Genomic DNA, 12,386 nt, shown 5'->3' with positions numbered 1-12,386 from the left:
CACTGTTAGCAGGTACAAATGAGCACTGTTTCTTTCTGCAAGGGGTGGTTCCGGGCCAAGAAGCTATCCTTGGAGGCTTATACCTATGAACAGGCCCAAGCCCTTCATCTAAAAGGCGAGCTGTATTGCGCTCTCATCGGGCCAGTCGCTAGCCCCACATGTTTCCTCGAAATAAAACACGGCTTTGTCGGAGTAGGCTTCCTAGATGAAGCACTTAGAGAGTATCTGACTTACGCTTTTCAAGAAAAACAGCCTGGCAAGCTGTTCCTCTCAATGGCAACGTGGAGAGAATTTGAAGGCAACAGCGACAAGGTCAGTAAAGGAACAGCGTATTTGTTCCAGCCGGACGGAACGCTCACGATTAGTAGAGAAGGCTTCGTTCCTGTGCATAGCCTCGAAACCTCAAGCAGTTCCGCTGACGTGAGTGGCAATTGGGAACATTTCCCCGATTTTGGCCGCTATGAACACTTTACGAGAGCGGAGCGATAATACCTGCCCCCGGACCATCGACACCGGCTTGGCTCGCCTCGACCGGGTTCCGACGGATAATGGTTTCGGTTTGATAATGACTCCACAACACTCAAGGTCGCCGAGTCCCTGCGTACGTATCTCGATGAAGCTGAACTTTGGTTGTCCGCTGGCTAACAAACAGTTGAAGCTGACGGTGCCGTCGCTTCAAGTCAAATCGTTAAACGTCCGCTTTCCCCGAAACCTACCTTCTGGTTTGGGTCGTAAGCAGAAATCTATTCGGTAGCATCCGAAATCTTCTTATCTACTTATCTACTTATCTACTTATCTACTTATCTACTGAATTCCCCACCGCACCAACGCGCCCACCAGCCCCGTCAAGCATGCCGACGGGTGGCGCTGCTGCGGTTTTAAGCGGCTGGCTGTTTGAGCGATTGGACGTTAGCCAATCGCGAGTTCCAGCCGTGCCGCAGCAGTGTCAGGCCCCGGAGGGCAGCCGCAGGCCATGCTTGTGGGGTGGCCTTGGAGGTGAAGGAGGGCTTGGCCAGGCAAGCCCTCTTTCCCGTTCGCCGCGCGGAAGCGGCATGCAAATCATTATCCGCGCAGCGGATTCAAACCCCTTACCTGCACCACATGCCAGTGTTTCCGTGTCCCTCCACCCTTGCTGCTGCCAACAACGCTGATTAGCCTTACCCAGTTGCGCCACCAGGCGCAATCAGGTTTGGCGACCTGTATATCTAGTTGGTGAAATTGGAGATCAGCCCCATGACACAAAACTCACCATCAGCCATTCCCCCACCCCTTACCCTGTTCTACCTCGGCAAACCCATCCGCCTGCACCTCCACCCCCACACCTGCTGCCTGCACGGCGACGATATCCTGCAACTATTCGGCCCACGCCTGCGCCATCGGCTGCAACACATCCTGCAACAACACCCCTGCTGTAAACACCCACCACACGACAACCCGCCACAATACTTGCCGGAAAACACCCTGCAACAGGCACTGCGCCAATGCAGACGCCCAGCCGCACAACGGCTGCGCCACTGGCTGAACCGCCAAGTCCTCCCCGCCCTGCATCAGCGCCCAAGCGACGCACCACGCCACGACCAGGCACTGGCCATGGCCGCCGAGGCCGGGCAGCAGATCAGCCATGCGGTATTACGTGCGGTACTGGAACAGGGACAAGGCTGGCAGCACGGCCATTGGCTGCTGACGCTGCATTACACCCCCAACCACGCCAGCCGCCATGCACATGGCCGACTGGTGGCGCTCAACAGTCAGGCCACGCCTTTGCAGGCTTTGGCCCAGCACATTGCCGCGCCGGATGGTTTGCCCAGCAGCAATGCCGAGCTGCTGCGGCTGGCGGAGGCTTGCCATCAGCTATTGGCCAGACGGATGAACAAACAGGCGTGGCGGGTGGAGGCGGCGGAAGGCTGCGCACCAACGCCAAGGTGTTCTTGATCAGATAAGCACCGTACCGACGTGCCCAAGGGCCCCGTCAAGCATGCCGACGGGTGGCGCTGCTGCGGTTTTAAGCGGCTGGCTGTTTGAGCGATTGGACGTTAGCCAATCGCGAGTTCCAGCCGTGCCGCAGCAGTGTCAGGTCCCGGAGGGTAGCCGCAGGCCATGCTTGCTGGGTGGCCTTTAGGGATGAAAGGGATCTTTGGCCAAGCAAAGATCCCTTTCCCGTCCGCCGCGCGGAAGCGGCATGTAAATCATCATCCGCGTAGCGGATGCTTGCCCTTTGTGCATCAAGAAAACCATCGAAAAGCAAAGACAAAAACAACTTCGCGGGTCTCGCCCCGCCGTCGAGGTACTTTACTTTTGCTTCGCCAAAAGAAAGTACCCAAAGAAAAGGCGACCCGCAGCGCGTCGAATTCCCGCCCCAGCCATGCCACTCAGGGCGCGGCCGGAACTTGCGGCGCGCTAACGTCGCGCCGCTGCGGACAGCCGACCGCTTAAGACCCTGTGTGGCACGTCTGCGTCGGCTCGCGCTGACGGGACTGGGGCGGCTCCGACAGGTGTTTCTGAGAAGAAAATGATCGTACTGCTTTCGGGGGATTTCTCTGGCGATGGATGCACCGTGGCGGAACGCCCCGCTAAGGCAGGGGCTTCCGCCCTACGTACCTACCCCGTAGGGTGGATGCCCCGCAGGGGCGATCCACCGCGAAACGCTCCCGAATAAATCCATCTTCTCAGCAGGAAAACCACCGTACCGATGCCACCCCCGGCCCCCGTCAAGCATGCCGACGGGTGACGCTGCTGCGGTTTTAAGCGGCTGGCTGTCTGAGCGATTGGACGTTAGCCAATCGCGAGTTTCAGCCGTGCCGCAGCAGTGTCAGGTGCTGTCGGGCAGCCGCAGGCCATGCTTGCTGGGGTGGCCTTGGAGGTGAAGGAGGGCTTGGCCAGGCAAGCCCTCTTTCCCGTCCGCCGCGCGGAAGCGGCATGTAAACCATCATCCGTGTGAGCGGATTCCCACACTGGGTTATCGCCGCCAAGATCAAACCGCTTAAAACCCTGAGCGGCACGTCTGCGTCGGCTCGCGCTGACGGGACTGGGCCAGCTCCGACAGGTGTTACTGATCAGATAAGCACCGCACCAACGCGCCCCTTGGGCCCCGTCAAGCATGCCGACGGGTGGCCGGGGCGAGGTCTTAAGCGCCTGCAATGTTTGAGCGATTTGACGTTAGCAAATCGCGAGTTCAGGCGCGCCTCGCCTCGGTCGGGACCTGTCGGGCAGCCGCAGGCCATGCTTGTGGGGTGGCCTTGGAGGTGAAGGAGGGATTGGCCAGGCAAGCCCTCTTTCCCGTCCGCCGCGCGGAAGCGGCATGCAAATCATTATCCGCGCAGCGGATTTCTACAGTCCGAACAATTGATTTTGTGTTGTGTGCAGGGATGGTCCGCATGACGGCGGAACGCCCCGGTAAGGCTGGGGCTTCCGCCCTACGTGCTGGCGCCAATAACGTCGCCAAGCAAACACGCATCCCGTCCCCCGCGTGGAAGCGGCATGTAAACCACCATCCGCGTGAGCGGATGTCAGTGCTGCCGGTTCTATACATAAAACCCCATGATTACACAGGTTTTTTTATCCACCGGACGAACAGCCCACAGACGTTATCCACCGCAAAGCTGTCGCATTTGTTCAAGTTGCCCACCCGCCACTCCCTTATCTTGAGGTGGGCCGCCAGTCATGGCTGGCGCAGGCTCCCCCCGGAGCGGGGCGCGCTCCGATGCAGTTGCAGTGAGGAGACAACAATGACGGGTAACCGCGGAGTAGTTTATGTAGGGCCAGGCAAGGTAGAAGTACAGTCCATTCCCTTTCCCGAACTGGTATCCCCCCAGGGCCGCAAGCTGGGCCATGGGGTCATCCTGAAAGTACTCAGCACCAATATCTGTGGCTCGGACCAGCACATGGTGCGAGGCCGCACCACCGCGCCTTCCGGCCTGGTGCTGGGGCATGAAATCACCGGCGAGGTGATCGAGCTGGGCAGCGATGTGGAAACCCTGCAAAAGGGCGACATCGTGTCGGTGCCGTTCAATGTGGCGTGCGGCCGTTGCCGCTGTTGCAAGGAACAGCACACCGGCGTGTGCCTGTCGGTGAACCCGGCCCGCGCCGGTGGCGCTTATGGCTATGTCGACATGGGCGGCTGGGTGGGCGGGCAGGCGGAATACGTGATGGTGCCTTATGCCGACTTCAACCTGCTGAAATTCCCCGACCGCGGTCAGGCCATGGCCAAGATCCGCGATCTCACCTGCCTGTCCGACATCCTGCCCACCGGTTATCACGGTGCCGTTTCCGCCGGGGTTGGCCCCGGCAGTACGGTGTATGTGGCCGGTGCCGGGCCGGTGGGTCTGGCGGCAGCGGCGTCCGCCCGCTTGTTGGGCGCGGCGGTGGTGATTGTGGGGGATGTGAACCCGGCGCGGCTGGTGCATGCGCGGGCGGTGGGCTTTGAAACTGCCGACCTGTCGCAGGATGCCACGCTGGCCGAGCAGATTGCCGCCATTCTGGGCGTGCCGGAAGTGGATTGCGCCATTGACGCTGTCGGCTTCGAGGCGCGTGGCCACGGCCATGCCGGTTCGCAGCAGGAAGCCCCGGCCACGGTGCTCAATTCCTTGATGGAAGTCACCCGCGAAGCAGGGCGCATCGGCATTCCCGGCCTGTATGTGACCGACGATCCGGGTGCCAAGGACGAAGCGGCGCGCAAGGGCAGCCTGTCGGTACGGCTGGGGCTGGGCTGGGCCAAGTCCCACGCCTTCTTTACCGGCCAGACCCCGGTGATGAAGTACAACCGTGCGCTGATGCAGGCCATTTTGTGGGACCGCATCAATATTGCCGAAGTGGTGGGCGTGGAGCTGATCACGCTGGATCAGGCCCCGCAGGGCTATGCGGCCTTCGATGGCGGAGCACCGAAGAAATTCGTTATCGACCCGCATCTGCAACTGCTGCGCGCCGCCTGATACTGAGCTCACCATCAAGTAGTACATGCCCGACTGGCAGCTAACGCCAATTGGGCATTGCAGTGCGCTGCCAGACGGCGCAATCTTGCCGTCTGGCAGTCAAACAGCATGTTTTCAAGCAGGGCTCACGCGCAGGACCGCAAGCATGAACACACAACAACAAGAGACACTCCAGCAACTGCTGCAGCAATACCGGGACCTGCCCGGCGGCCTGCTGCCGCTGCTGCATGCCGTACAGGATGCACTGGGCCATATTCCGGCCGATGCCATCCCGGCCATTGCCCGTGCCATGAACCAGAGCCAGGCCGAGGTGCATGGCGTCATCGGCTTCTATCACGATTTCCGTACCTCCCCGCCTGCCGCGCACAGCCTGCGCCTGTGCCGCGCCGAAGCCTGCCAGAGCATGGGCTCCGAGGCGCTGGCCGCCCAGTTGCGCGCACAACTGGGGGTGGACGACCACGGCCACACGGCGGACGGCCAGCTGGAATTGCGCCCGGTGTACTGCCTGGGGGCCTGTGCCTGTGCCCCGGCCTTGCAGCTGGATGGCCAGTTGCATGCGCGTGTCACGCCGGAAAAACTCAGCGCCCTGCTGGCATCCTGTAGCAAGGAGGCAAAATGCTGACCCTGTATATCCCGATGGATTCGGTAGCCTGCGCCGTGGGTGCGGATGCCGTGGCGGCAGCCTTCGCCGCCGAAGCAGCGCGCCGCAATCTGGACATCGATATCGTGCGCACCAGTTCGCGCGGCCTGTTCTGGCTGGAGCCGCTGGTGGAGGTGGACACCCCGCAAGGCCGCGCCGGTTACCGTGAAGTCAGCCCGGATGACGTGGCCAGCCTGCTGGATGTGGACCTGGCTGCCAATGGCGATCATTTGTTGTCGGTGGGGCTGGTGGAACAGCTGCCCTATCTGAAAACCCAGCAGCGCCTGCTGTTTGCCCGCGCTGGCATTACCAGCCCGCTGTCGCTGGAACATTATCTGGCTCACGGCGGTTATCAGGGGCTAGAACACGCGGCGCGGCTGAGCCACGACGAAATCGTGGCCGAGGTGCTGGAATCCGGCCTGCGTGGCCGTGGTGGTGCAGCCTTTCCGGCCGGTATCAAATGGCGCACCGTGCGTCAGGCGCAGGCCGAACAGAAATACGTGGTATGCAATGCCGACGAGGGCGATTCCGGCAGCTTTGCCGACCGCATGCTGATGGAGGGCGACCCCTTCCTGCTGATTGAAGGCATGACCATTGCCGGGCTGGCGGTAGGTGCCAGCCGTGGCTATATCTATGTGCGCTCCGAATACGCCCCGGCCATTGCCGTGCTGCGTCAGGCGATAGACATTGCCCGCGCCCATGGCTATCTGGGTGAGGATGTGGCCCACGGCGGCCATGAATTTGATATCGAAGTGCGCGAAGGGGCCGGGGCTTATATCTGCGGCGAGGAAACCTCGCTGCTGGAGTCTGTCGAAGGCCGCCGTGGCACGGTGCGCGCCAAGCCGCCACTGCCCGCCTTGCACGGCCTGTTCGGCCAGCCCACCCTGGTACATAACGTGCTGTCGCTGGCCTCGGTGCCGCTGATTCTGTCACGCGGGGCCAACTGGTATCGCAATTTCGGCATGGGCCGTTCACTGGGCACCATGGCTTTCCAGCTGGCGGGCAATGTACGGCGTGGCGGGCTGGTGGAGCGCGCATTTGGCCTGACCTTGCGCGAACTGGTGTTCGATTACGGCGGTGGCACTGCCAGCGGCAAACCGGTAAAAGCGGTGCAACTGGGCGGCCCGCTGGGCGCGTGGATTCCACCGTCGCAGTTTGATACCCCGCTGGATTATGAAGCACTGGCCGCCATTGGCGCCATGCTGGGCCACGGTGGCGCAGTGCTGTGCGATGACAGCCTGAACCTGGGGCGGATGGCGCGCTTTGCCATGCAGTTCTGCGCCGAGGAGTCCTGTGGCAAGTGCACGCCCTGTCGTATCGGCTCCACCCGCGGGGTGGAAGTCATTGAGCGGCTGCTGGCTGCACCGGATAGCGCCGAGCGGCAACGCCAGCGCGCGCTGCTGGATGATCTGTGCGACACCATGCAATACGGTTCCTTGTGCGCGCTGGGCGGCATGACCCCCTTCCCGGTACAAAGCGCCATGCGTCATTTCCCGGCCGATTTCGGGCTGGACACTCAGGAGCAAGCACGATGAGCTGCCAATGCGGAGCAGGTGCATCCTGCAACAAGGACATGGGCACGCCGGCCCGCCCCGGCGAGGCCAGCATCACCCTTACCATCGACGGCCAGAACATCAGCGTGCCGCCGGGTACTTCTGTCATGCACGCGGCGGCGCTGCTGGACACCGCCATTCCCAAACTGTGCGCCACCGACAGCCTGGAGCCGTTTGGCTCCTGCCGCATGTGCATGGTGGAAATCGATGGTCATCGGGGCTATCCGGCTTCCTGTACCACCCCGGTATCGCCCGGCATGGTGGTGCGCACCCAGAGCGACAAGCTGGCGAGGCTGCGCCGTGGCGTGATGGAGCTGTATATCTCCGACCATCCGCTCGATTGCCTTACCTGCAGTGCCAATGGCAATTGCGAGCTGCAAACCGTGGCCGGGCAGGTGGGCCTGCGCGAAGTGCGCTACGGCATGGACGGGGCCAACCATCTGCAGGACAAGAAAGACGTTTCCAATCCTTATTTTGATTACGACCCGTCCAAGTGCATCGTGTGCAACCGTTGCGTGCGCGCCTGTGAAGAAACCCAGGGCACCTTTGCGCTGACCATTGCCGGACGCGGGTTCGATTCCCGCGTCAGCCCGGCGGGCGGGGCGGATTTTCTCGGTTCGGAATGTGTGTCCTGCGGGGCCTGCGTGCAGGCCTGCCCCACTGCCACGCTGATGGAAAAGAGCGTCATCCAGTGGGGCCAGCCGGAGCGCAGCGTCATCACCACCTGCGCCTATTGCGGCGTGGGCTGCTCCTTCCGTGCCGAACTCAAGGGTAACCAGCTGGTACGCATGGTGCCGGACAAGAACGGCCAGGCCAATCATGGCCACTCCTGCGTCAAGGGCCGTTTTGCCTGGGGCTATGCCACCCACCCGGACCGCATCACCAAGCCGATGATACGCAGCAGCATCGACGAGCCGTGGCAGGAAGTCAGCTGGGAAGTGGCGCTCAATCACGCTGCCAGCGAATTCCGCCGTATCCAGCAAAAATATGGCCGCGACGCGGTGGGCGGCATCACCTCCAGCCGCTGCACCAATGAAGAAACCTATCTGGTGCAAAAGCTGGTGCGTGCCGCCTTTGGCAACAACAATGTCGATACCTGCGCCCGCGTCTGCCATTCGCCCACCGGCTATGGCCTGAAACAGACGCTGGGCGAATCTGCCGGTACCCAGAGCTTCGACTCGGTGATGCAGGCCGATGTGGTGCTGGTGATCGGCGCCAACCCCAGCGATGCCCACCCGGTATTTGCCTCCCAGCTCAAGCGCCGCCTGCGCCAGGGCGCGCAGCTGATTGTCATCGACCCGCGCCGCATCGACCTGGTGGACGCCATCCACGCCCGCGCCGCCCATCATCTGGCACTGCGCCCCGGCACCAATGTGGCCATGCTCAATGCCTTGGCCCATGTCATCGTCACCGAAGGGCTGCTGGACGAGGACTTTGTCGCCGCCCGCTGCGATAGCGCAGCCTTTGGCCACTGGCGGCACTTTGTCGCCCAGCCGGAACACGCGCCGGAGGCGATGGCCGAAGTATGCGGCGTGGCGGCGGACGACATCCGCGCCGCCGCCCGCCTGTATGCCAGCGCTGGCAATGCCGCCATCTATTACGGCCTGGGGGTGACCGAACACAGCCAGGGCAGCACCTCGGTGATGGCGATTGCCAACCTGGCCATGGCCACCGGCAATATTGGCCGGGAAGGCGTGGGGGTGAACCCGCTGCGCGGCCAGAACAATGTGCAAGGCTCCTGCGACATGGGCAGCTTCCCGCACGAATTCCCCGGCTACCGCCATGTGTCGGACGACGTGGTGCGTGCAGAGTTTGAACAGGCCTGGGGCGTGTCGCTGCATAACGAACCCGGCCTGCGCATTCCCAATATGTTCGAAGCTGCGCTGGATGGCAGCTTCAAGGCGCTGTACTGCCAGGGCGAGGACATCGCGCAGAGCGACCCCAACACCCAGCATGTCACCGCCGCGCTGTCGGCCATGGAGTGCGTGGTGGTGCAGGATATTTTCCTCAACGAAACCGCCAAGTTTGCCCATGTGTTCTTGCCGGGCAGTTCCTTCCTGGAAAAGGACGGCACCTTTACCAATGCCGAACGCCGCATCTCGCGCGTGCGCAAGGTGATGGACCCGCTGGGCGGCAAGGCCGACTGGGAAGTCACCGTGGCCCTGGCCCAGGCCTTGGGTTATGCGATGGACTACCGCCATCCGTCGGAAATCATGGATGAAATCGCCCGCCTGACGCCCACTTTCAACGGCGTAAGCTATGCCGCGCTGGAGCGCCACGGCAGCCTGCAATGGCCATGCAATGCGGCGGCACCGGATGGCACGGTCACCATGCATATCGGCGAATTCGTGCGCGGCAAGGGCCGCTTCATGATCACCCGCTATGTGCCGACCGAAGAGCGCGTCAACGGCCGCTTCCCGCTGTTGCTCACCACTGGGCGCATCCTTAGCCAGTACAATGTCGGCGCGCAAACCCGCCGCACCGACAACGTGGCCTGGCACGAGGAAGACCGGCTGGAAATCCACCCGGCCGATGCTGAAAACCGTGGCATTGTCGATGGCGACTGGGTGGGCGTGGCCAGCCGTGCCGGTGAAACTGTGCTGCGCGCCAGGGTAAGCGAACGGGTGGCCGCCGGGGTGGTGTACACCACCTTCCACTTCCCGGAATCCGGGGCCAATGTCATCACCACGGATAATTCCGACTGGGCCACCAACTGTCCGGAATACAAGGTGACTGCGGTGGAAATCATCAAGGTCAACCAGCCGTCGGAATGGCAGCAACGCTACCGCCATTTCAGCCGTCAGCAACAGGAACTGCTGCGGCAAGGCCGTGGGGAGGAGGTGCAATGAACCCGTCACAGCTGGTGAAGATGGCCAATCAGATCAGCGACTTTTTCAGCGCTGATTGCAGCGAGGAAGACGCCGCGACAGAAATCGCCAGCCATCTGCAACGCTTCTGGGCCCCGGCCATGCGCCAGCGGCTGGCCCAGGCGGTGGAGCAGGGCGAAGCGCAAGACTTGCGCCCGGCGGCCTGCCTGGCCGTGCGCAAGTTGTCATTGCCGGCAGCACAACACTGATGGCAAGGGATGCGTGGCAGCAGGCTGCGCATCCCGTTCCGGCCGCTGCTTAGCCTTCTCCCGCTTCCCCGCATTGACCCGCTGCTTTAGCAAACTTGTGCTTCCCGCGTGCTGCAGTATGCTGGGGGACAGACTGCTCCTCATGCAGACAGCGATGAACTTTCATATTGTCTGCGTAAGCTAAGGCAGCACAGGACGGGACACAATGCCATCATCGCGTATTTTCAAGCTGCTCTTTGCCCAACACCCATGCTTTGCACTGCTGGCACTAATCTGCCTGTTGGGCAGCCTAGCCGCCCAGGCAGCGGATAATGTGATCCGCTACTATCCCAGCGGCAGCATTTACACCTATCGCTGGGCCTTGCTCAAGCTGGCGCTGGATCATATGGAAAAGCTGGACCACCGCCACTATGATCTGGTGCCGCTCAATGACAAGGTTACGCAGTGGCGTGCGGAGCAACTGCTGAGCACGGAAAAGGTGGACATCCTTGCCTTTGCGCCAAATGCTCAGCGGGAAAAACTGCTGCAGCCGGTGCGCATGGACATCCTCAAGGGCATCATCGGTTATCGGGTGTTTTTTGTGCGCAAGGAAGATAGCGCACGCTTTGCCCGCATGAACGCACAGCAGTTCCGTGCCGATGTCCGGCTGGGCCTTAACAGCCAGTGGGCCGACTATCCCATCATGAAGAACAACGGATACGACGTAATGGCGGCCATTGGCTATGAAAGCCTGTTTGAGATGCTGGCGGCCGGGCGCTTTGATGCCTTCCCGCGCGGCTTGAACGAGGTGGGCAGTGAAATGCAGGAACAACTGCCGCGCTATCCCGGACTGACGCTGGAGAAAACCAAGGCCATCTATTACCCCTTTCCCGTCTATTTCTGGGTCAACAAGCAAAACACGCCATTGGCCAGGCGCGTGCTGCAGGGCCTTAAACTGGCGGAGCGCGATGGCAGCTTCAAGGCCTTATTCCTGCGTCACCATGCCGCAGCCATTCAGTTGCTGGCTGCCAATGGCTGGCAAACCACGCAGATCGCCAATACCGAATTGCCGCCCGGCAATGTGAAGCCGGATACCAGTTGGTGGTGGAAGCGGCGCTGAGCCAGTTTCCAGCACCTTCGCTCGCAATCCTCCAAAAGAGGCCCGTAAGGGCCTCTTTGACATTGGGTACGGCATTGCCGGGTATGGCAAGGGCAGCAAACCACACCGCTTATTGATAACTCATGGTAAAGGTGGCACGCCCTGTCACCCTGCCGGGCGTAACCGCGCTATCGGTCTGGATATAACGCACGCCCAGCGGATGATAGGAATTGTTTTCTTGGTGGCTTCTATAAAATGTTAGGTGTCGTCCGGTAAGTTAATCTGTTGCCACTACAGCACGCCATACATGATCAGGCAAAAGTAAAAAAATATTGATGTATTGGCAATGAATGGCAACCATAATAGCCACTTGTTCTTGATTTGAACTGGTTTCCATAGCATTAATAGGGCTAGTCCTGCTGCGATGATATCAAATACTGCCCAGCTATAATAAATAACTATCTCCGGATATTTGTTTGAAATATAATAGCGAATCGGATAAGAAAATTGTTCGATGAGTAGAAAGACTCTGTGGTATTTTGGTGCTTGATCGAATGATTTTAATATATTGTTTAACCCGCCCACCATTATAATGAAAAGTAGATAAAGGCTGAACAGCAGTTTTAACCCATGCAGCAGGCTGGCTTTGATGTCATATCCATTTTTTAGCATGGTCTAATCCCGTTTTAACCGGCTGCGGTGGTAGCCTTGTCCATCGGGTAGGTGCTTGTAACGCACCTCCAGCAGCATATCCTTCCCATAGTGCTGGAAAGACTCTGCAAAACTGCCCATGTTATTGGTCAAATCAACACACCCGGCTGATCCCGGAGATTTACCCCCATGAATGGTAAAGCCATGACGGCCATGGACATTGGTATGTTTTTGAGGAATCAATGCTATTCGTTGCGTACCCCATGCTGTTCTACAGCTAGGCCATTTCCCCAGTTTCCAGTCGAGCCATCCAGTAAAACAGATCAGGAGACTAAATGAGTCTGTTCCTTCCCAGGTATAAAACTCACTCTGTTTAAGCAGATAGCTGCCTTCAGGAATCGGTCCTTTATCCCTTAGGTTTTGAAACTTCGGCGACCAATAGCCTTCACGACCAGAATAA

The 12,386-nt window shown here is 60.4% G+C and carries 9 protein-coding genes and 1 pseudogene; 8 read left to right on the top strand and 2 right to left on the bottom strand.

The features are described 5' to 3' along the window. The first annotated feature begins 18 nt into the window (after positions 1-18). The 8 genes from DLM_RS16295 to DLM_RS16260 all read left to right on the top strand — a co-directional run bounded on the left by DLM_RS16295 (position 19) and on the right by DLM_RS16260 (position 11,296). Positions 19-489, top strand: a complete 471-nt coding sequence (locus DLM_RS16295; RefSeq protein ID WP_089503687.1) for a hypothetical protein — start codon at positions 19-21, stop codon at positions 487-489. 744 nt (positions 490-1,233) lie between these two features. After that, a complete protein-coding gene (locus tag DLM_RS16290) occupies positions 1,234-1,932 on the top strand; it encodes a hypothetical protein (RefSeq protein WP_089085796.1) in 699 nt (232 codons plus the stop codon). A 1,793-nt stretch (positions 1,933-3,725) separates the two neighbouring features. Next, positions 3,726-4,928 carry a formaldehyde dehydrogenase, glutathione-independent gene (gene fdhA, locus DLM_RS16285; protein ID WP_089085795.1) on the top strand — a complete coding sequence of 401 codons (1,203 nt, stop codon included), beginning with the start codon at positions 3,726-3,728 and terminating at the stop codon, positions 4,926-4,928. A 145-nt stretch (positions 4,929-5,073) separates the two neighbouring features. After that, the gene (locus DLM_RS16280; RefSeq protein WP_089085794.1) at positions 5,074-5,550 is read left to right on the top strand and encodes a formate dehydrogenase subunit gamma; all 477 of its coding nucleotides are present in this window, start codon (positions 5,074-5,076) and stop codon (positions 5,548-5,550) included. Further along, positions 5,544-7,103 (top strand): NADH-ubiquinone oxidoreductase-F iron-sulfur binding region domain-containing protein, encoded by a 1,560-nt coding sequence (locus DLM_RS16275; RefSeq protein WP_089085793.1) that lies wholly within the window; start codon positions 5,544-5,546, stop codon positions 7,101-7,103. Before DLM_RS16280 ends, DLM_RS16275 begins: the two co-directional genes overlap by 7 nt. Further along, on the top strand, positions 7,100-9,970 hold the full coding sequence (fdhF, locus tag DLM_RS16270) for a formate dehydrogenase subunit alpha (protein ID WP_089085792.1): 2,871 nt from the start codon (positions 7,100-7,102) through the stop codon (positions 9,968-9,970). Before DLM_RS16275 ends, fdhF begins: the two co-directional genes overlap by 4 nt. Further along, the gene (locus DLM_RS16265) at positions 9,967-10,197 is read left to right on the top strand and encodes a formate dehydrogenase subunit delta (protein ID WP_089085791.1); all 231 of its coding nucleotides are present in this window, start codon (positions 9,967-9,969) and stop codon (positions 10,195-10,197) included. The genes fdhF and DLM_RS16265 overlap by 4 nt, the downstream gene beginning before the upstream one ends. Before the next feature lie 205 nt (positions 10,198-10,402). Then, on the top strand, positions 10,403-11,296 hold the full coding sequence (locus tag DLM_RS16260) for an ABC transporter substrate-binding protein (RefSeq protein ID WP_089085790.1): 894 nt from the start codon (positions 10,403-10,405) through the stop codon (positions 11,294-11,296). Positions 11,297-11,566: 270 nt separating this feature from the next. On the opposite strand, the gene DLM_RS16255 is transcribed toward DLM_RS16260, so the two are convergent. After that, positions 11,567-11,947, bottom strand: coding sequence for a hypothetical protein (locus DLM_RS16255; protein WP_089085789.1), 381 nt, complete (start codon positions 11,945-11,947; stop codon positions 11,567-11,569). 3 nt (positions 11,948-11,950) lie between these two features. Next, positions 11,951-12,337 (bottom strand): annotated as a pseudogene (locus DLM_RS24075) (tlde1 domain-containing protein); the annotation flags it as partial. Positions 12,338-12,386 lie beyond the last annotated feature (49 nt).

The organism is Aquitalea magnusonii, assembly GCF_002217795.2.
Lineage (GTDB): Bacteria > Pseudomonadota > Gammaproteobacteria > Burkholderiales > Chromobacteriaceae > Aquitalea > Aquitalea magnusonii_B.
This window is presented reverse-complemented; position numbering and strand designations above follow the sequence as displayed.